17 protein-coding genes are annotated in these 21,507 nt (G+C 46.2%); 9 read left to right on the top strand and 8 right to left on the bottom strand.

Annotated features, from left to right (window positions below):
- The first annotated feature begins 17 nt into the window (after positions 1-17).
- Entirely contained in the window at positions 18-770 is a 753-nt protein-coding gene (locus tag ACFS25_RS02725; protein WP_381496865.1) for an SDR family oxidoreductase, read from the top strand.
- A 162-nt stretch (positions 771-932) separates the two neighbouring features.
- Here ACFS25_RS02725 and ACFS25_RS02720 read toward each other — a convergent pair whose 3' ends face one another.
- Positions 933-2,018: an alpha/beta fold hydrolase gene (locus ACFS25_RS02720; RefSeq protein ID WP_381496864.1), complete on the bottom strand. Its 1,086-nt coding sequence runs from the start codon at positions 2,016-2,018 to the stop codon at positions 933-935.
- A 340-nt stretch (positions 2,019-2,358) separates the two neighbouring features.
- Between ACFS25_RS02720 and ACFS25_RS02715 the strand changes: the two genes are divergently transcribed.
- The 3 genes from ACFS25_RS02715 to ACFS25_RS02705 all read left to right on the top strand — a co-directional run bounded on the left by ACFS25_RS02715 (position 2,359) and on the right by ACFS25_RS02705 (position 7,324).
- On the top strand, positions 2,359-3,045 hold the full coding sequence (locus ACFS25_RS02715) for a hypothetical protein (RefSeq protein WP_381496863.1): 687 nt from the start codon (positions 2,359-2,361) through the stop codon (positions 3,043-3,045).
- A 405-nt stretch (positions 3,046-3,450) separates the two neighbouring features.
- Positions 3,451-6,231, top strand: a complete 2,781-nt coding sequence (locus tag ACFS25_RS02710; RefSeq protein WP_381496862.1) for a DUF7133 domain-containing protein — start codon at positions 3,451-3,453, stop codon at positions 6,229-6,231.
- A gap of 52 nt (positions 6,232-6,283) precedes the next feature.
- Positions 6,284-7,324 (top strand): sugar phosphate isomerase/epimerase family protein, encoded by a 1,041-nt coding sequence (locus tag ACFS25_RS02705; protein ID WP_381496861.1) that lies wholly within the window; start codon positions 6,284-6,286, stop codon positions 7,322-7,324.
- A gap of 302 nt (positions 7,325-7,626) precedes the next feature.
- Here the strand turns inward: ACFS25_RS02705 and ACFS25_RS02700 are convergent, their stop codons facing one another.
- From ACFS25_RS02700 to ACFS25_RS02690, 3 genes are all read right to left on the bottom strand, one after another.
- Positions 7,627-8,532, bottom strand: coding sequence for an oxidoreductase (locus ACFS25_RS02700; protein WP_381496860.1), 906 nt, complete (start codon positions 8,530-8,532; stop codon positions 7,627-7,629).
- Positions 8,533-8,611: 79 nt separating this feature from the next.
- Entirely contained in the window at positions 8,612-9,520 is a 909-nt protein-coding gene (locus tag ACFS25_RS02695) for a helix-turn-helix domain-containing protein (protein ID WP_381496859.1), read from the bottom strand.
- 150 nt (positions 9,521-9,670) lie between these two features.
- Positions 9,671-10,162 carry a YdcF family protein gene (locus tag ACFS25_RS02690; RefSeq protein WP_381496858.1) on the bottom strand — a complete coding sequence of 164 codons (492 nt, stop codon included), beginning with the start codon at positions 10,160-10,162 and terminating at the stop codon, positions 9,671-9,673.
- 479 nt (positions 10,163-10,641) lie between these two features.
- Between ACFS25_RS02690 and ACFS25_RS02685 the strand changes: the two genes are divergently transcribed.
- Both ACFS25_RS02685 and ACFS25_RS02680 read left to right on the top strand, forming a co-directional pair.
- Complete coding sequence (locus tag ACFS25_RS02685) at positions 10,642-11,517, top strand: alpha/beta hydrolase (RefSeq protein WP_381496857.1); 876 nt, start codon at positions 10,642-10,644, stop codon at positions 11,515-11,517.
- Between the two features lie 72 nt (positions 11,518-11,589).
- The gene (locus ACFS25_RS02680) at positions 11,590-13,215 is read left to right on the top strand and encodes a carboxylesterase/lipase family protein (protein WP_381496856.1); all 1,626 of its coding nucleotides are present in this window, start codon (positions 11,590-11,592) and stop codon (positions 13,213-13,215) included.
- Positions 13,216-13,519: 304 nt separating this feature from the next.
- Here the strand turns inward: ACFS25_RS02680 and ACFS25_RS02675 are convergent, their stop codons facing one another.
- Positions 13,520-14,053, bottom strand: a complete 534-nt coding sequence (locus ACFS25_RS02675) for an RNA polymerase sigma factor (RefSeq protein ID WP_381496855.1) — start codon at positions 14,051-14,053, stop codon at positions 13,520-13,522.
- 237 nt (positions 14,054-14,290) lie between these two features.
- Here ACFS25_RS02675 and ACFS25_RS02670 point away from each other — a divergent pair, with 237 nt between their 5' ends.
- From ACFS25_RS02670 to ACFS25_RS02660, 3 genes are all read left to right on the top strand, one after another.
- Positions 14,291-14,596, top strand: coding sequence for a (2Fe-2S) ferredoxin domain-containing protein (locus ACFS25_RS02670; RefSeq protein ID WP_381496854.1), 306 nt, complete (start codon positions 14,291-14,293; stop codon positions 14,594-14,596).
- An 86-nt stretch (positions 14,597-14,682) separates the two neighbouring features.
- Entirely contained in the window at positions 14,683-15,372 is a 690-nt protein-coding gene (locus ACFS25_RS02665; protein ID WP_381496853.1) for a YjjG family noncanonical pyrimidine nucleotidase, read from the top strand.
- Between the two features lie 11 nt (positions 15,373-15,383).
- Positions 15,384-16,172 carry a 3-hydroxyacyl-CoA dehydrogenase gene (locus ACFS25_RS02660; RefSeq protein WP_381496852.1) on the top strand — a complete coding sequence of 263 codons (789 nt, stop codon included), beginning with the start codon at positions 15,384-15,386 and terminating at the stop codon, positions 16,170-16,172.
- Between the two features lie 150 nt (positions 16,173-16,322).
- Here ACFS25_RS02660 and ACFS25_RS02655 read toward each other — a convergent pair whose 3' ends face one another.
- The 3 genes from ACFS25_RS02655 to ACFS25_RS02645 form a co-directional block, all read right to left on the bottom strand.
- Entirely contained in the window at positions 16,323-19,274 is a 2,952-nt protein-coding gene (locus ACFS25_RS02655; RefSeq protein WP_381496851.1) for a TonB-dependent receptor, read from the bottom strand.
- Positions 19,275-19,557: 283 nt separating this feature from the next.
- A complete protein-coding gene (locus ACFS25_RS02650) occupies positions 19,558-20,451 on the bottom strand; it encodes an FKBP-type peptidyl-prolyl cis-trans isomerase (RefSeq protein ID WP_381496850.1) in 894 nt (297 codons plus the stop codon).
- 35 nt (positions 20,452-20,486) lie between these two features.
- Complete coding sequence (locus tag ACFS25_RS02645) at positions 20,487-21,425, bottom strand: FKBP-type peptidyl-prolyl cis-trans isomerase (protein ID WP_381496849.1); 939 nt, start codon at positions 21,423-21,425, stop codon at positions 20,487-20,489.
- Between the last annotated feature and the right edge of the window lie 82 nt (positions 21,426-21,507).

The raw sequence follows: 21,507 nt of genomic DNA, 5'->3' as shown, positions 1-21,507 counted from the left end.
AACAACACAAAAAGGTCATGTCACTAAAATTAGAAAATAAAGTAGCCGTAGTTACAGGCGGTAATAGCGGTATTGGATTAGCAACCGCAAAACTATTTGCTGCAAATGGCGCAAAAGTCACCATCACCGGTCGTAATCAAGTAACCATTGACAGTGCAATAAACGAGATTGGCCATGAGTCGATTGGTGTAGTTAGTGATGTTTCTGATATCAGAAATATTGACAAGGCATACCAGAAAGTCAATGAAACATTTGGCAAAATAGATGTGCTGGTGGTGAATGCCGGAATCTTCCTGGCTGCTCCGCTGGCTGATTTCACTGAGGATATGTTTGACCAGACCAGTGACATTCTTTTTAAGGGAGCGTTTTTTTCTGTGCAACGAGCCTTGCCTTATTTAAATGACGGGGCGTCAATTATCCTGACATCAACTGCCTTGAATGAAAAAGGACTTGGTATTGCTGCTGCTTACTCCGCGTCTAAAGCCGCTGTTCGTTCCTTGGCCAGAAGCTTCTCGGCTGAATTATTAGATAGAGAAATTCGGGTTAATGTACTATCGCCGGGCGCTATTGATACACCTATTTTTGGACGGGGAGGTGGTTCAAAAGAAGAAGTTGATGGCACGAAAGCCTATTTTGCTTCCGTTGCTCCCGCAAAACGGCTGGGTACTGTTGACGAGATGGCAGCCGGTTATCTCTACCTGGCCTCCGACGATTCGAAGTACATGTTGGGCGGAGAATTGGTTCTTGATGGTGGCGTTAAAACACTTTGAGCTATAAATTTTCTGTTTGTTACTGTGCTTGTAATAGGGTTGAAATTTGGTGAAATTTCAACCCTATTACCTTTAATAATCAAGGATAGTTGCCATAAAAATTAACTACTGAATAACGCAATTTCTGCACCGAGCAGATAGACTATTTTTTAGTAGGGACGATTACTTTCCGGTGCCAAAGAGAAAGTTGCTGATGTTTTCGTTTAGAAATTTAGCATCAGCCGGGTTACTGGCGGCACCAGCCGTGTGCCCCCACAAGGAGGGAATAGGCATTAAAGATACACCGGGTATAAAGGCTGCCTCATACTTCGCATCGCCCAGGGGAAAATACAAATCGGTTTCTGAGGGCATATACAGTAAGGGTACCTGAATACTGCGTAGGGCCTTTTCTATGTTACCGTCAAATCCGTCTGTGCTGCCAACATCATGATGCTCCCAGGTGCGCATTTGCAGAATAAGGTCGTTAGCATCTGCTCCCTCAATAAAATGTGTCCGGTAATTCGTGAGCACTTGCTCAAAGGTAGTACCTGGCTTGGCCCGTGCCCGCCATAGTTCCTTACGCCACCACTCCTGAGAAAAGAGCCACCCAGCCCAGACAACAGAGAAAGCCTGAATACCTTTTGTGGGGGGTGCTGTATAGTCACCATTCATGAAAGCAGCATCAGTGGTGAGAGCCGCTATTTGACCTTCAAGGCGAACCACGCCATGCGGATAGTTTTTAGCCGTACCCGCCGTTGCCACAATACGGTCGGCAAATTTGGGATAACTTACCGCCCACTGGAAAGCCTGTTGAGCACCCATCGAGAAGCCAACAATGGCCCGTAGATGTGATATGTTTAACTGATTGACCAACAGACGATGGACAGCCTCAACATTATCCCGAATGGTCATCGTTGGAAAGCGGGGACCGTGATAGGGTTCTGGCGTATTGCTGGGCGACGATGACCGGCCATTACCGAAAAGTTCGGTGGCTATCAGAAAGTATCGGGTAGTATCCAATGCCTTCCCTGGCCCGATCAACCATTCGTAGCCATGATATGTAGCCATGTAATGCGATGGCAGGAGTATAGCATTATCATGGGCGCTATTCAGATGACCATAGGTACCATATACAAGGTGGGCTTTGGGTAATGTGACTTTACTTTCGGTTTTGAAGTTATCGATAACATATTCGGTACGCCCATCCGATAGGGTAGACTGAGCCAACAAACGTTGGGAGAGTAAAAGCATCAGGAAAAATTTCTTCATAATTGGTTGTACTTGTTCGTCAGATGAAACATAGATCCTACTTACTGGAAGAACTCAACGCCCTACAGTGGTGTGGCTCTAAAAACGTCTAAATCTATATAAAAAAGAGGTACTCAAGTGCGTTTTGCCCCTTTCTGAAGGGTAAAACCGCGAGATTGAGCAGCTTCACTTATTCGTTTATAATAGTAGAGCCAAATTATTTTTATAGACTTATTCACCGCCTATTTGTTTAACTCAGTATATAGCAGATGCGTTTTGCCTGAGAACACATTTCTTTACTCATAAACAGGCTTGCCAACTAATCGTCCAAAATATACGCTTACTATCTGTGGAAGATCTTATGTCAAAACCTACACGCTTGCATCAACGGAAGATTGGCTGGTGGCTATGGCGAGGGGGTTTACTAATAGTACTCATCTGGATTGCCGTTGACATTTTTGTGCCACACCACCACAGTATTCGACAGTTCAACCCGCAGGAAGTAGCTCGACTTGAAACAGCTATGTGGAGGTCGTATTATGATAAAAAACCGGTGGTATTATTTTGGCAATTGGCCGGAGGCTTACGTCAACAGTTTCATGCACCGTTCTGGCGATCATTTGGATTAGCGTTTCTGGCGACTAAAGCTGCGTTTGTTTTTAAGCAAGGCCAATCCCGCACCGATTACCAGCAGGCATTACCCGCATTAATAATCTATTATGAGGCTATCCAGAAACTCACTGTCGAGCGTTTCTCTGTACAAAAAGTAGCTGCCCTAGAATTAAACTGGTGGATTATCCATCGCCAGCGGGACCGCTATTCGTACGCCGACTTGGCAACTGCATTAAGGCAAACATCTGCTGCTTTGTATGATCAGCCAACCGCACAGTTCGCTACTTACGGAAATTTACGGGCAGATGCTATGCGCCTGTGTGACGAAGCCGGACGCCAACCTGGGGGAGCAACTGAAGCCAATTGGCTGCGTATTGAGCAAAAGTTAAGTCAGGCATGGAACAGTCTGCACGATACGGTCCTTATAACTAACTAAAGCGGCTAACCTGATTAAGCTTATAGCCCATTCTGTCTTCTGTATTGACTTTTTTATCCTCATTAATCTAGTTGAAAACTAGTTAATCATCCCATCTATTAATGACAATCTATCGGCTAGAACGGTATATCTGTCGACGTTTTCACTCTCATTGTCTATTGCGTTTGTACATTCACCATAAAAAGTATTGCTTTGGCACTTAAAATGCCAAGTCTCATTCAAGAAAAATAATATAGGAAGCATTTAGGCTACAAGCCTAAACAAGCCGATGAACAGGTTACGTTCACGGGTAGAAAACAGTATATAAAAGATTCCCCGCTACCAGAGTTGGGATTCATTGGGCCGTTAATGCTGCGTTCGGCCGCTATTACTTAGTGCAGTATAAAACTAAACGGTTTTGATTATATGTTGAAATCTTTCTCTACAATCAGTCTGACAGTAGCTCTTTGCGCGATTGCTATGTCGGCTTTTATTGGTTCAGACCCAATCATGCAAATTCGCCTGCAACAGAATTATGTTGTAACCGATACGCTGCCCAAGCTTAGCCTGCCCGAAGGCGCTAATCCCGATGATCCCGATTGGAAAGACGTTGATTTAGAAGCCAAAGCGCCTGTTCAGCCCTTATCGCCGACGGACGAAGCCAAACTTTTCCTGTTACCACCCGGCTACAAAATCGAACCCGTTCTGACTGAACCGGCTATTCAGCAGCCCGCTGCCATCAGCTTCGATGGCAATGGGCGGATGTACGTGCTGGAACTACGAACATACATGCTTACAGCTGACTCCAAAGACGAGTTGAAACCGACGAGCCGGATTTCCAGATGGGAAGACAAAAACAACGATGGCGTTTACGAAACCGGAACGGCCTTTGTCGACAACCTGATTTTCCCCCGCTTTGTGCTGCCCTACGGCAAAGACTGTATCCTCACCATGGAGTCTGATGCCGACAATGTTTATAAATATACCGATACCAACGGCGACGGCAAGGCCGATAAGAAAGAGTTGTTTACCACTAAGTATGGCCGGTCAGGTAATGTCGAGCACCAGCAGGCTTTCATGTATTGGGGCATGGACAACTGGCTCTATAGTACGGTCAACGCGTTTCGGGTTCGAGAAACACCCAATGGAGTCATTCGTGAAAAAACGGGATTTAACCGCGCTCAATGGGGTATTACCCACGATGACAACGGCAAATTATGGTTTCAGGGCGGGGCCAGTGGCGTGCCTTCTTATTTTCAATTCCCGGTCCAATACGGCAATTTTGACGTACCCAATGAGTTGGCTAAGGGCTTCGACGTGCCGTACGGAGCCGCTGTAAAGCTGGCCGACATGCAGGGGGGAATGGATGAAGTTCGTCAACCGGACGGATCGCTGAATCATGTGACGGGCTCGGCTGGCAATGATGTGTATCGGGGGGACCGCCTACCCGCCGAATTGAAAGGACAATATTTTTACGGCGAACCCGTCGCCCGGATTGTCCGCCAAATCAACCCCGTTGTTACCGAAGGACTTACGACGCTGCACAACGTCTATCAAGACCAAAAATCAGAGTTCCTACGCTCAACCGACCCCCTGTTCAGACCAATTGATATGACCACCGCGCCCGATGGAACGCTGTACATTACGGATATGTACCACGGTATCATTCAGGAGGGGCAATGGACGCAAAAGGGAACTTATTTGCGGACGAAGATTGAGCAGTATCAACTGGACAAAGTTGTCGGCCTGGGTCGAATCTGGCGCATTACCTACGAAGGGAAAGAGCGGGATAAAACTCGGCCCAATATGTACGCGGAAAAGACAGCCGATTTAGTAAAGAATCTGGCTCATCCTAACGGGTGGTGGCGCGATGCAGCCCAGCAAGTACTGGTGCAGCGAAAGGATCTTTCTGTCGTACCGCAATTAACGGCGATGGCGCTTACCAACAAAAATACGTTGGCCCGAACCCACGCCCTCTGGACGCTGGAAGGGCTGGGCGCGCTAAAGACGAGCGTCGTGCAAAAAATGCTTAAAGACGCCAATCCGCACCTACGTATCCAAGCGCTTCGGGCCAGCGAAACTGTCTACAAAGCAGGCGATAAAACACTGGAAGCTGATTACAAGCAAGCCTTGACCGATGCTAACACCGACGTACTGATTCAGGCTATGCTCACGGCCAAGTTTTTAAAACTACCCGACTTGGATAATGGCATAAAAACGGCGATGGCCAGCAATAAGGCCGCAGGCGTAAAATTGGTCGGCGAACAAATTCTGACGCCCCCTAAGCAACGTAACATGGGACCGTTTGGCGCACCAGAATTGAGTGCCAATCAGAAAGCACAGGTGGAGCGTGGAGCACTGATTTACAATGAATTGTGTTCGCAGTGCCACGGTAACAACGGCATGGGAACACCAGCCGGAAACGGGCGTTTGCTGGCCCCGGCCTTAGCGGGTTCACAACACATGCAAGCGCACCCCGAGTATCCCATACGAGTCGTTTTGCATGGTCTGGAAGGGGCAATTGAGGGGAAGATGTATGCTGGCGGTATGATGGCGAGTATGAAAGAGCAATCCGACGAGTGGGTGGCTGATGTACTTTCGTATATACGGAATGGACTATCAAACGATGCGTCGTTGATTTCGGCGCAGCAGGTAGCCAGGGTTCGCCAAAAAACGGCGGATCAAAAAGGGTCGTACCAGTACGCACAACTGTCGAAATTGACCCCTTATGAACTGCAACCCCAGGCGTTAACCGTTACAGCCAGTCACACGGCGTCTACCCGCATTGGGGGAAATGTGTCGCCCGCGAGCGCCTTTACCTACGAGGGCTGGTCAACGGGTGGCCGCCAGGAGAAGGGTATGTGGTATCAGATTGAATTTCCCAAGGAGGTAAACGTAGCCGAACTACGATTTACTGCCTCTCAATCCATAAAAAAGGGTTGGAAACCAACACCCGGCCAACCTATGGGATCAATGAAGATACCGTTTATTCAGAACTATCCCCGAGCCTTCATTATTGAAGTATCCTCCGATGGCCAAACCTGGCATGAAGTTCCGGCTGAAGCCAAAGGGGTTGAGGGAGATAATATCATTTCGCTGAATGGAGTTAAGGCCAAATTTCTGAAGATGCAATTAAGCGAGAGTTTAGCAAATGATCCGGATGAGATTCCGTGGTCAATGGGCCAGCTAAAAGTGTTTGCCCAATAGTTGCGCGTCTTTTATATTCCTATCATCTTATCAAACATACAGCATCAAATACATGAAAAATCATCCAACACGCCGTCAGTTCTTGGGCGCTACAGCAGCACTTGTTTCGGGAGCGGCACTAAGTAGCAACCAGCTTTTTGGAGCACCCGCTTTACTTCGTAGTCTGGGCGATAAACCGAATTCATTAATCGATGGGGTTCAGATTGGCGTCATTACCTATTCGTTTCGGGATATGCCCGACCAAAGCGCCGAAGCTACCTTACAATACGTGTTGGATTCTGGGATTAGTGCTATTGAATTGATGGGTGGTCCTGCCGAATCGTTTGTAGGCGCTCCCAAAAATTCGGTTGATATGAAGTCAGTCTTCCCGTTGATGCGAAAACGATTCGAGAAACAGGAACTCACAGAAGACGAGAATAAACAACTCGCCGAAGTAGATACGAAGATGAAAGCGTATCGGCAAGAGATGACCAAATGGCGGCTCTCGGCACCCATAAACAAGTTCGAGCAAGTGCGCAAGATGTATAATCAGGCAGGCGTAAAAATTTATGGATTTAAACCCGATACCTTTGGGATACAAAGTTCAGATGCCGAGATTGAATACGGGTTGCGGGCGGCCAAGATGCTGGGTGCCAATCAGGTTACGGTCGAACATCCCGGCAATGATGCTCATACCCTTAAATTAGGGACGATGGCCCACAAACAGGGTTTACGAGTGGGCTATCATGGGCATGAACAGCAAACGCCAACTTTCTGGGATACCGCCTTGGCTCAATCGCCGGGGAATGCGATAAACTTCGATTTAGGGCATTACGTAGCTGCGGGCAATCCCGATCCGTTAGTATTCATCAAGCAAAAGCATGATCGTATTGCCAGTATGCACATTAAAGACCGTCAAACAGCCGACCATGGGAAAGGCAATTTGCCATGGGGACAGGGCGATACCCCCTTACTTCAGGTGTTGAAGCTGATGCGCGAACAGAAATATACCTTCCCGGCCACGGTCGAACTGGAATATCAAATACCACAAGGCTCCAATGCAGTTGCCGAGGTGAAGAAGTGTGTGGCGTTTTGTCGGAATGCATTGAGCTAGGACTGGCAAAGATCAACCATATGGCTCTTTTTTAGAGAGAAATTTATGTTGCAATAGATGACGAGTTACCAAAAAACTGGCCAAGAACGAGTACTCGTTCTTGGCCAGTTTTTTGGTAACTCGTCATCTATTTGACCTTATCTTCTTGTGGCTTACCTGAAAAACAGGAGTTCATGGTAATTTAGTGGCGTTGGCTTTTGTCCTTCGCAGTAGACTATTGGCTTGACTAACTCCCCATTCTACTTATCCTATTACGAGTTAATGAGAGTTCCCAAGATGGAGCTGCCGGGTTACAAGCATACTTATAGGTTGGGATAATGAACACCTGTCGCCTGCTCAGCCAAACTCCAGAGTTTATGCGCCACAGTTGTATCTAAGGCGTTAGGGGTTATAGTTGCCTGAGCCGGAAAGCCTCGGTATCCCCCATCTCTGTCTGGTCCATACAAATCTCCTCCAGTAACCTCCGTTGAAACAGCAGCATACAAGGATGGCAAAGCCCCTTGCCAGGGTTCCATAAGCTCGCCAATGCGCGCGACTGCTGCGTTAAAATCATCCTGATCCATATGCCGCGACAGTTCAGTCTTGTTGGCTCCAGGCTGTGCGGCTACAGAAAGTATTTTATCACCGGCAGTGTCGATTCTACGCTGTAACTCAATTGAAAACAACATATCGGCTAGTTTGCTTTGGCTGTATTCACGCATTGGGTTATACGATTGTTCTGATTTTAGGTTATCAAAATCGATGGTCCCGTTGAGGTAGGCCAGGCTGCTTAGCGTAACAATCCGTGAACCGGGGGTGGATTTTAGAATAGAATACAAATACCCGGTAAGCGCGAAGTGCCCCAAAAAATTCACTCCAAATTGTAACTCATACCCTTCAGCTGTTTTCGTTGCGGGCGGTATCATCACGCCTGCATTATTAATTAGTATGTGGAGTTGCTGATGCGTTTGTCTAAACGTTTCACTAAATTGTTTGACAGAGGTCAAGCTCGACAGATCAAGAAGTGCGGTTTCCAGTGTACCACTCCCTTTTTGCTCCTGTATTTTAATTAAGGCTTCTTCTGCATTTTTTAAATTTCGGCAAGCGAGTATAACATGTGCGCCTGCTTCATAGAAAGCAACGGCTGTTTCAAAGCCGATTCCGGCATTAGCACCGGTTACTATTACCGTTTTGCCGGTTTGATCCGGCATGTTGTTCTTTGTCCACATAATGAATTTAGTTTATGAGTCAAAGGTCCTGAAAGGGTAACTGCCAACGATATCAAAATGAAAGCAAAAACTGTATAAATCAATCAATTTCAGATTGTCTGAATTTTACTGGTGCGATATTTACCCGGCTCTTGAAGAAGCTGGAAAAATGATTAGGCTCATCAAAACCAAGGCTCCAGGCTATTTCGCTAATTGTCCAGGTGGTACTTTTTAATAATACTTTAGCTTCCTGCACAATTCGGTTATGAATTAATTGAGAGGTCGTATGACCCGTTATTTCTTTCAGCGCTTTGTTGAGGTGATTAACATGAATATTCAATTGTCTGGCAAACGCGGAGGGTGAATGTAATTTGATAACTTGATTCCCTAATTCAATTGGGAATTGCCGTTCCAATAACTCAGCAAACAGCGCAGTAATTCGTTCGGGAGCGTTAGAACCGACCGGTAAACTTCCGGAAGCCGGCTGCTTTTTTTGGGCCGCATGGATAACCTCCATCAACATATTCCGCAACAGATCGTATTTATACACATAATCGCTGTGTAGTTCATTGAACATTCGCAAAAATAGCTCCTTGAACAGGGGTGTCTCAGCGGCTGATAAGGGTATCACCGCAGCATCGGCAAACTGGAAAACGGGGTAATCTTTTATTGATCCAAACCGATTAAAAAAAGCTTCGGTAAATATGCAGATATAGCCACTTTGCTTTTCACTGATTATTTCCCAATGGTAAGGGATCATAGGATTCGTAAAAACCAGCACGCTGTCGACAACTTCAATACATTGATCGGCATAATGTATTTTACTATGACCCGTGACCAGGCTTACCTTGAAAAAACTGCGTCGGCTGTAGGTAGCCTGTTTGTGGTTTTGTAGAATCATATCTTCTACTTTAAATAGATTAAAGTGTCCGATTTCATTTTTAACCGGCTCTAACGCTTGGTTAGGAATATGTTTATAAAATGTTTGAAGTTCAATGAATCCAGCCATGATCAAAGATACAAAAATCAAATAATTAGTACCCGTACAGGTTGGTACATTTCAAGTATCGTTGATGGCATTCACTAATTTACCAAAGGGGCTACTTAAAGAAACCTTCCGTTCGTTGCCGTAAGTTCACCCCAATTTTCCCTTAACTCTTTATCGTACACCGTGATCGACTAGATCCTGCAACGCTATTTCTTCGTGCCGCTTGAGTGGATTGATAATGGACGGATCAATAAATTCACTCGAAGCGACGGCAAATGTAATGTTGGTAAAAGGCGCGTAAACAGTTTCAAAAATCAGTTTTGCGCGGGCCTGATGATAGTCTGAGGTAACGATAATAATCTCGTCGGGCTTATACAGATCGATAATCCATCTAGACAACTTAGCATCCTCAACAGAATTTCCGGATTCAATCAACGCCAAAACGTCGGCAGTCGTAACCCCGGAAGTAAGCAAAGCCTGCTGTAGGTAATGCGCGTGAGGTTTACTCGTCGTATTGAAATGCGTTCCAAATCCTCCTGTGAGTACAATTTTGGTTAAACCGGCAGAATACAATTGGCGACAAACCTGCAAACGACTAAAGGCCATAGCACTCAATTCACCATTGGAAGAATTAGGCGAACCTAACACCAGAATAATTTTCATACCAGTACGGAAGTCTGTTTTCAAAGCGCGAAATCAACCTCTATTTAGTAGTCAAAATTCAATTGTATAACACTATCAATAAGACCCTAATAGTCATCACTGTTAGACGATAATTTGTCAAATTGAAAATGATTATCGTAGGCTTTGTAGAAGACTACGATTAAGAAAGACGAATCTCCGGAGAGACAATAGTAAAATAATTTAGCCGCCAGGGGACCACTCAACCAGTAAACGGAAACTAAGTTGTTCATCAAGCGACAATCAATTAAATGATCATCGAAGCGTAATTGACAAGTGAATAAACAGCCGGATGGTTATACTTAATCATAAAATTTTCCACAAAATATCATTTTGTATTGATGATATGATCCATCTTTCTGTACTTTTGACACAAAGATAATACTCGGTTCTTACACTTACTGAATCAAGATAAGGCTGCTCTATCCCTTACTCTACATACTCACGTTTAATCTATGGCTATGAGCTTATTCCGCGTGTTCATCTGCATCAGCCTGCAACTCATTTCACTCGTTGTCTTCAGTGCGAAAGTCGATACACTGGATGTACCAAGCGCGAGTATGAATCGAACCCTTCGGGCAGCGGTAGTCTTGCCGGAGCGGTATAAAAAAGCCAAATCACCATTGCCTGTCCTGTACCTACTTCACGGTGGTACGGGTAATTTTCGGGATTGGCTGACTAAACTACCGGACAAAATGCTGCTTCAGCGACTGGCCGACCAGTACAATCTAATTATTGTGACGCCTGATGGCGACCCAACCAGCTATTATTTCGACAGTCCATTGGTCAAAAGCAGCCAATTCGAGACCTTTATCGCAAAGGAGTTAATTGACAAAATTGATAATACCTACCGTACCGTTCGCGACCGCAAAGGCCGTCTTATTGCGGGTTTGTCGATGGGCGGCCACGGGGCAATGTTCATCTCGTGTCGTCACCCTGAACTATACGCGGCTGCGGGGAGTATGAGTGGGGTTATGAATATCAACACCGCAGCCTGGAAAGTAACCTCCGATTTTGCAAAGTCCCGCGCTGAAAATTTCGCCAAGCTGCTGGGACCACCGAAGGAAGGTGACGCGCCATATCCGGGTTATACAATGGTGACACTTGCCGACCAACTTAAAGCCAATAACCTGCCCCTGATTTTCGACATTGGTGTAGACGATTTTCTGATTGAGACGAACCGCGATCTGCACCGCCGATTAGTGGAAAACAAAACCCTGCATGACTACATTGAGCGACCCGGTGGACATACCTGGGACTATTGGGAAAACGCATTGCCTTATCAACTGCTGTTCTTCAACAAAATCCTGAAAGCGAATGGCATAGTGACACCCTGAAAATGAAGACAACGCAACCCCAGTAACCGCATACATACTCTTTATAAAACTGCCGTTAAATAACTAGGTTCCATGAAAGTCAAAGAAATCTTACTCTCCCTGATTGTGCTCACGCTGCCCCTGCTGGCGATTGGACAAACTAAAAAAGAAACGGCTCCCCCCATCGTGGCGGGCAAGGGAATCGCCACCGTCTCCACCGAATCCGGTACTGTTCGAGGCTATATTCACAACGGTACGTTCACCTTCAAGGGCATTCCCTACGCAAAGGCCGAGCGGTTTATGGCTCCATCGAAACCCGATTCATGGACGGGCGTACGGAGTTCCATGTCGTACGGCCCTGTTTGCCCAATGGATATAACGACGACAGTCAACGACGAGATTGAATTTCCCTTTCACCACGACTGGGGCTATACCAATGAAAATTGTCTGAGCCTAAACGTATGGACACCCCACCTGACGGATGCGAAGAAACGGCCCGTGATGGTCTGGCTGCATGGGGGCGGATTTACGGGTGGTTCTTCGGTTGAGTTACCATCGTATGATGGCGAAAACCTGACAAAAAAAGGGGACGTTGTGATTGTGACGGTAAACCATCGCCTGAATATCCTGGGTTTTCTGGATTTGTCAGCCTATGGCGAAAAGTACAAAAGCTCCGCAAATGCAGGGCTGCTGGATTTAGTAGCGGCCTTGCAATGGGTGAAGCAGAATATTGCGCAGTTTGGCGGTGATCCAGGCAACGTAACCATATTCGGCCAGTCGGGCGGGGGTGGCAAAGTAACCTGCCTAATGAATGCGCCCTCAGCCAAGGGTTTGTTTCATAAAGCTATTGTACAGAGCGGCAGTTACATAACCAATTTCACAGAACGCGAATTAGCCCAGAAAGTGAGTGCGGCTTTGCTCAACGAACTGCATTTACAACCCAATCAGATTGACTCACTGCAAACAATCTCGTACGAACGCCTAAATGCAGCCGGTAAAAAAGCCCTCCGCCACGTGTCGGATGGTATGAAAGCCGAAGGGCTACCTGCCTTTGGGCTAGGCTGGGGGCCAATTCATGACGGCAACTTCCTCCCTTACCAACCTACGGAGCCAGCCGCAATGGCACTTTCTAAAGACATTCCACTGCTGGTAGGTTCGACTAAAAATGAGTTTACCCCTTTTGTACCTGGTACCAGAGACATTACAATGGATGGAGCCAAGGCTAACCTCCAGAAAAAATACGGCGACAAAACCGAGGCTTACCTGGCAGCGGTCAAAAAGGCGTACCCCGAAACAGTGAAGCCATCCGATTACATTGACATTGACTTCAACTTCCGACCTCTTACCGTTCGGCAGGCCAATGGGAAAGCGGTTCCGGGTGCAGCACCGGTATATATGTACCTCTTTACCTGGCAATCGCCAGTGCTGGATGGGGCTTACAAAGCTATGCACTGCATGGAGATACCCTTTGTATTCGACAATATTAGCCGCTGCGAAGAAATGACGGGTGGTGGACAAGAAGCACATATATTGGCCGATAAAATGAGCCGAGCCTGGATTGCCTTCGCCCGAACTGGCAACCCAAATCATAAAGGATTACCCAACTGGCCTCAGTATACGTCAGAAAACGGCGCCACCATGATTCTTGACAATGTGAACCAGATGAAAAATAATCCAGATAAAGAGTTACTGCAAATTGCTACCGGCAAGTCATTATAGTACATCATTTCCTTTTACTGCAGCCCCGCTGAACCGAGCGGTGAATTTTATTGGGGAAAGATTTCTGTTGATTCAACATGCTCAGGTTGAAATAGAGAAGGCTGTAAAAATGATCTATCAAAAAACAGCCTTCTCTACTTCTCTATTTCAACCTCTTTGGCTTTGCTACCATAGGTATTTTCTCATCCCATCCTGCTGGTTCTTCTCTATTTTGGTTTCTGGCTGGATTATGCGTCAAAAAAAAGATACTGCCCGAAATCAAGACCTGATATAGGTCTTATAACCAACTAAAACGGCTGGTAGCTTACGCTTTTGGCCGTGTTCGCAGTTGTTGCATGGCTAAACGCAATTGCTGACGCGCCGTTTCGACTGGCATACCGATTGAAACGGCGGCTTCTTCGGGTGTGCAGTTGTCGAAGAGTACAAAATTGAGCAGTTTCTTTAATCGGGGGTCAGTCGAATCTTTACTGAAACCAGTTGATACATCTGTATCACTTGCTGGAAGAGGAACTACTTTCCCCGTCTCTGTCAACTGCAATACAGGCGTTAATTGTCGGCGTTCTTTAAGCGCATTCAACGCTGTACATCGGGCAGTAGTTATTAACCAGGAAAAAAGGGGTTGTTGCTCAGAACGAGGTTTATTTATTTCGGAATGAATTTTTGTGAACGTCGTCTCCAGCAGCACCGCAGCCTCAGCTTCATCTGAAATTATTTTTGTAATAACACCCAACAACGCGGGGGCATATTTATCATATAACGTAAAAAAGTCGAGTTGGCTCATTCCATCATGTACGCCAGATAATTCGGGTTCATAATGTGACTCTGTTAGGCGGTTCATGAATGGATATGAGTATATTTCTGGTACGCTACAGCAATCCTATCTAGTTACTTACCAGATAGTCAGAAAGTTCTACTGAAATCTGTAAATATATGTACCTACACAATAACTGAGTAAGGTTGATTTGGTTCAGTTAATTTTTTATTCGGTAGGTAATGCCACTGGCAATGAGCACAGGTAAATAAATGGTCGTTGCGTAGGTTCTTATTACCTTTGAGTACTGATTTAACCAAGTTTATGAAATACCAAAAGCACATTTTTATCTGTACTAATCAAAAAGCGGCTCCCAAGAAATCCTGTGGTGAAGCACATGGTACTGAATTGGTCGATGCATTTAAAGCGGCCATTGCCGAACGCGGCCTGTCAAAAGAAATGAGAGCACAGCGAACGGGGTGCCTAGACGCCTGTGCCTTCGGCCCTGCACTGGTCGTTTATCCTGAGGGTACTTATTACGGTAATGTTCAACTTACCGACGTTGCCGAAATTGTTGATAGCCATTTGGTAAACAACCAGCCCGTAGAGCGGCTTAAACTTGATTTTTAGTGCTTAGCTGCCTGTGTGGTCAGGAGAAAATTATAGGCTCTAACCGCATGGGCGGCCCAATAGTAGCTAGTAAGCACTAACCCTTTATGTACAAACACCTCTTTTTCGATCTTGATCACACTCTTTGGGACTTCGACCGTAACTCAGCGGAGTGTATTGCAGAATTGTTCGATACGTTCCGTTTAGCTGATCTGGGAATTGCTTCGTCTGCTGAATTTAGCCGCCATTTCATTGCTATAAATCGGCAATTATGGGACGACTACGACAAAAACCTTATTGAACACGGCTATATCAGACAGCACCGATTTCCAATGGTATTTCGAGCGTTAGGTGTCGATGAGTCAGCTGTTCATACAGACCTGAATACCGAGTATCTGCGTTTGTTGCCTCGCAAGTCGCATTTGTTGGAGTCGGCCAAAGAGGTATTGGATTATCTGAAAGGTCGGTACACAATGCACATTATTACCAATGGGTTTGCCGAAATCCAGGCATTGAAAATGGACAGTTCTGAAATCGCACATTATTTTACCCACGTTGTTACAAGTGAAAACGCCAACGCCAAAAAGCCGGATCCGCGAGTATTCCAATATGCAATGGAAATTAGTGGCACCAACGCAGCAGAAAGTCTAATGATTGGTGATAACTACGAAGCCGATATTTTGGGGGCGAAAAGCGTTAATTTGGATACTGTGTTTTACAACCCACAACGCCAGCGGGTTACCAATCCACCGACTTACGACATTAGCCACCTAAAAGAACTACTGGCCATTTTGTAAATAGAAGCCGCATGCAACTCACTAATTCAACGGCCATCGTTACCGGAGGAGCTTCGGGATTAGGCGAGGCAACTACACGTTTACTCGCCCTTAACGGTGTTAATGTTGTCATTTTGGATTTGAACGATGAGCGCGGCAACGCACTGGTCGAGGAATTGGGCGCAACTGTTCGGTTTCATAAAACCAACGTGACCGACGAAGCTAATGTGCAGGAAGCCATTAATCTCGCTATTGAAACGTTTGGTGGCCTACATATAAATGTCAACTGCGCGGGTGTGGCCGAAGCCCGGAAAACACTTGGCAAAGTTGATGGTGTTTACGGGGCGCATTCACTGGCGGTTTTCCAGAAAGTCATTTCCATAAACCTCATTGGTACATTCAACGTAATTCGGCTGGCAGCTCTTGCTATGGAACGTAATGAACCACAAGACGGACCATTCGCCGGAGAGCGGGGTGTTATTATCAATACGGCATCTGTCGCGGCTTACGACGGTCAAATAGGACAGGCCGCTTACTCAGCCTCGAAAGGTGGAATTGTGGGCATGACCCTGCCCATTGCCCGCGATCTGGCTCGTTCCGGTATACGAGTTATGACTATTGCACCTGGCCTGTTTGAGACGCCTTTGCTCGCAAGTTTACCCGACGAAGCCCGGTTGTCATTGGGTCAGCAGGTACCATTTCCGTCTCGACTTGGCCGACCGGAAGAATATGCGATGCTGGTTAAAAGTATCATCGAAAACCCTATGCTGAATGGTGAAGTAATTCGGCTGGATGGAGCCATTCGAATGGGACCGAAGTAATGTACTAGAGTAGGTATAAGGAGCGAAAGGCCAATTGGTATCAACAATAAACCCCGTTGGAGTTACCTCCAACGGGGTTTCGTTTTAAAGGTAGCCTTTTAAAAACGCTTCCTGAATGGTCAGCAAAACGCTTTCACTGACTCCGGTTGATTAAAAATTCACATTTATCCGACCAAACACATAGCGTCCATTATACCCGCCCTGATTTGGCGAATAAAGGAAACGGCCCCGGTTCGAGTTGTCACGACCAGACGCGTAATCGGTGCTACCAAGAGCATTACGGGGGTCAATGTAAAGTTGATCAGGGTACACATCAAAAATATTATTGGCACCAATCGAAACGCCAATGGCTTTAGTTGCCCGGTAAGCTATAATCAAATCTGTAATCCAAACGGGCTTGAACGTCTGATCGATAAAGGCATGACTTTCGTCACGCAGAAACTGGGTGTTCCATAAGGTACCATCTGCTTTTTTGGCATCAGGGTCGATTGACGTTTTGAATTTCACTTCGCCAAAACGCACTGTGCGCGCGGTAATATCAAACTTACCAATCGTGTAGGTTGCACTCAGGTTCCATTTGCTGCGGGGCAGATAATCTTCGATGATCGAAATCTGGTTACGGTCAAATAGCGAAGTCCGATACCACGTACTTGGGTTAGCACCAGCCGGATTATTTTTCGGATCATCAATCAAGGGAGTACTATTGATAGCCGTCACCGTGTTTTTATTGAAGTTCAATGCAGCCGTCAAGACCAATTTACCTTTCCCAAGATCAAGTCGCTCAGCCGCAACGATGTCGAGACCCCGTGTTCGGGTGTTAATAGCGTTGGCAAAGAAACGAACTAAGTTTACACCCGGATAATCGGTTGCTCCGAAGCCCAACTGAGCGCGGGTAAACGACCCCGAATACACAATCCGGTTCGTAATGTCAATCTGGTAAGCATCGACAGTCAAGGTAAACGCACGACCAGCGCGGGCAGTTACACCCAGAGCGACGTTTACAGAAGTTTCAGGTTTCAGCGCATTTACGCCAATCACATTCCGAACAATCGGGCTGTCGTTGTTGAGTGTCAATGTGTTTGATGGCAAGCCATTCACAAACTGAGTACTGGTATTTTGGAAATACCGTTGGTGAAGCGATGGTGCCCGGAAACCCGTACTGGCCGATCCACGCAAGGCAATAGCGGGCGTTACCTGAAGCCGTGCCGTCAGTTTACCGTTGATGGTTGAGCCAAAGTCACTATAATTTTCGAAGCGACCGGCTGCACCAATTAACAATTTACCTTTTTCGCCTTCAAGGTCAAGATAAACAGCCTGACTGGTCCGCGACTTACTCAACGCGTCAGTTGGCTGATTACCCGGAAATACCTGCGCTCCCGGAGCCGCTACCACGGTACCCGATACCGGAGGGGCCAGGGTTAAGATACGCGTTGGATCGCCCGAATAAGAACCGGGTTCACCCGCTTTATTCTGAAAGTTCTCATACCGAAACTCAGCGCCATAGGCGACGTTGAGTGTGGCACTATTCGTCGACACAAACCGCCGGCTTAAGTCCAAATTGAACGTATTCTGAAGGAATGAAAGCTGACCTGCGTCGAAGCTGGTTTGTATATTATCACTGGCGGGCAGCGATGCATTACCAGAGTTCGTAACGCTGAAGGCAAATGAATTTCGGCCAATTACGTTGCTGATATCTGCATTCCACTGTCCAAACATCGTTTTATACCCCAAAATCAACGATTGGTCATTAATGTTCGATCCAATACCCGGCAGGAAACCATCTGGGTAATAAAGCGATCCATCAAGTTTTAGCGGCTGCTGGTTACGTGAGTTTGGTATGCGGTTGTTACCATAGCCTGTACCTGTACGGTGAGTGATACCCCCCGAAAAGTAGAACTCAGACTTACCGTTAATCGGAATACCACCGTTGAAGAACAAGCCCAGATTTTTGGCGTTCGAGTTACCAACAACCATGTTATGACGGTCATAACCACGTTGCTGAATGATCGCCTGATCTTGAGCAATTAGTGTTTTGCGAAACGTTGTTGCGTCCTGCCCGCTTGGAGTAGCAGGAAAACCGCCCGCCGAACCAAGGTAGATTGTAGGACTGTTATCGTCGCCACTACGGTTGGTTTTACCTCGCTCGTTGTACTGACCGCTAACGGATAGGCGTCCTTCTTTGCCAAGGCGAAACCCTTTCGAGAAATCAAACTGAACCAGGCCACCATCATTTATCTTCTGAGTTTTCTGATCCAAGCCGCCACTAATATTAGGGATCATGTACTTCATGGTGGTCGTGTTTTGTCCACCTGTAAGCGATGCCGTAAACCCGTTATAATTTTTCTTGAGTACTACGTTAATAACACCCGCAATGGCATCCGTACCGTATTGAGCTGCTGCCCCATCGCGGAGTACTTCAATACGTTCTACAGCCGCTACCGGAATCACGTTCATATCGGTACCGACCGAACCACGACCTACTGAACCATTGATGTTTACCAGGGCCGTTGTGTGCCGACGCTTACCATTCACCAATACCAGAACCTGATCGGGACCCAACCCTCTGAGTGATGCCGGATCGATGTGATCAGTACCGTCTGTAACGGTCTGACGGTTCGAGTTGAACGAGGGAGCCACGTAGTTCAGAATCTGGCTAATATCCACCTGAGGAAAAGCTTTCAGTTCCTTGGTTGTAATTACATCTACCGGTGCTGCCGTTTGAACGTTCGTCCGGGCCGTCTGCGATCTTGACCCAATGACAACAACTTCGTTTAAGCTGGATGTGGTTTCAGTTAGCGACGCATTGGCAACCGCTGATTCTCCATCTGTCACCGTTACAGGCACGCTCAATGTCTCGTATCCAACGAAGCTAACGCGCAACGTGTACTTACCGGGAGTCAATTTAATGGTGTAGTCACCGCTGGCATCAGCCGTTACACCAGTGTTTGTATTCGCAACGACAATTGTCGCTCCTGGAATGGCAGATTTCGTAGTTATATCCGTTACTCGACCCCGAACCCCTTGCGCCAATAAAGCTGTAAGCGGTAGCAGCCAAATGGCTGTACTCAATAAAAAACGATTCAATGTAAACTTATTTCTCATAGATAAATTTTTGTAAATAAATCGCAACTTACAACTAAGCTTAGTATAAATAAAATTTATCTTTATTATATTTTGATAAACTTAACTTTTCCCAAATATTATTAACCCTTTACCAGTAGATTACATACATCTATCTGTACCTTATTGATATACTAAGTAGCATTATCAGTAGTGTTTTATTTCGGTCTGCTAGTCGGGAAACGGGAATTTTCGGTAGCCGGAAACAAAAAGTGGCTGCTGTTCTAGAACAGCAGCCACTACTACTACATGGTTGGCAATAAATTTATTGCGCTAAAATCAACTCTATATCAAATCGCATAGGGGCATAAGGTGGGATACTTCCCCTACCAACAGACCCGTAGCCTAGTTTAGACGGCAAAATAATCGTTGCTTTTTCCCCTACTTTGAGTTTGGCTAATCCCTCATCAAACCCTGGAACAGACTGGCCGATAGCCGTCAGGTACGTGCCCGTACCAGTACTATCGAAGGCAGCAGTGGCTCGCAATAGCTGACCTCTATATTTTACAGTGAGCGATTGCCCGGGAGTTGGCGTGTTTCCGGTAGAGTTGCTGAGCGTTTTGATGAACCGTAATCCGCTTACCGTTACTTCAGTAGGCGTCAGTTTATTCGCGGTCATGTACTCATTTATCTGTTGATCTTCCGTCCGTATCCGTTTCAGATTTATATCAAGTCGAACGGGCGAGTTAGGTAAAATTACCCCATTACCACTCCCTGCCGTGCCAAATGCATAAACAGACGGTAATAATATAGTTGACTGATCACCTTCATGCATACGTAGTAACCCTTCCGTCAATCCCGGATTAGTGGCTACGAGGTATGTAAAACTAGACTTGGTTGCAAAGGTCGAATCAACAAGTTTATCCGTTACCACTGTTGAACTGCTGGTACCACTAACTAATGTATACAACGTATAGCTATACTCAGCTTCCTGCCCGTTTCCAGGGGTTACTGTAGAACCTCCAGCTTTATTCAACGCATAATATACGCCCGTTGGAGTCATTGCGCCAGACAGACCTTTGCTTGTAGCGTAGTTAATAATTTCCTCTTTGTTCGACTGCAGGATACTGTCGTCTGTAAGGCCAACGTCTTCTTTATGACAGGCAAATAACCCACTGATAAACAAGCAACTAAAAATGAATGAATATAAATTGCGCATGGAAATAGAGTAAAAAGAACAGATTTATTTACGAGCTATTTCGCAGATACTACTTCCAGGTCAAATCTAATTGGCGAATAGGGTGGAATGACGTATGTTTGATCCTGAGCCGCTCCTACCGCCCCATACCCCAGTGAAGACGGAAAAATAACGGTTGCTTTTTCCCCTACTTTGAGTTTAGCCAAGCCTTCTTCAAAACCTGGCACGTATTTAAGTACTCCAACCGTTTTGGTATCTGTTCCCGTACCACCAACAAACCCGGCAGTAGCCCGCAGCAATTTACCGGCATAATTTACGGTTATTATCTGACCGGCTGTTGGGACAAGGCCCGTTGGGTTATCTTTCGTTTTAATAAATCGCACGCCAGTTGTAGTTTTTTCGGTAACGACCAGATTATTAGCTACAACATACTCGTCGATCTGCTGATCTTCGGTTCGTGCCCGTCTCAGGGTTACATCGAACCGAACCGGCGAGTTAGCCGGAATAATTGTGCCAACTGTGGTAGCTACAGTACCAAATGCCAGAATAGACGGCATGATCAATATTGCCGATTCACCTTCGTGCATTTTCAGCAAACCCTCTTCCAAACCTGCCTTTAGTGAACCGGCAAAAAGCGGAAAGAACGTAGAGGTTACGGCATAGGCGGAATCCACCAGTTTATCCGTTACGACAGTCGTACTCGTGCTACCCGTATTACTGGGACCATTTAGCACATATAGCTTGTAATTGAATTCGATTTCCTGACCATAGGCCGGCACTACCGTTGACGAGCCCGGTTGAGTAGATAAATAATAGAGCCCTGAGGTGGTGGTGGTTCCTGACAATCCTTTACTCGTGACATATCGTTGAATGTCGGCCATATTAGCCGTAAACGTAGTAGCGGTATCGCCACCGGCATCAATATTTTGCGTTTGGCAAGAAGCCAGTACGCCAATAAGAAATGCGCCAAGAATGGCAAAATGAAGTTTATACATGAAAAATAGAGTAACAAGAAACAATAGTACTACGCTTACTGACCTTAAAACGTGGCAAAGGGTTGTAAACTGCTTAATCTTT

Origin of the sequence: Spirosoma flavum, from assembly GCF_042686045.1 — a bacterium.
Classification (GTDB): Bacteria; Bacteroidota; Bacteroidia; order Cytophagales; family Spirosomataceae; genus Spirosoma; species Spirosoma flavum.
The sequence above is the reverse complement of the archived record's forward strand: the minus strand, read 5'-3'. Positions and strand labels throughout refer to the sequence as shown.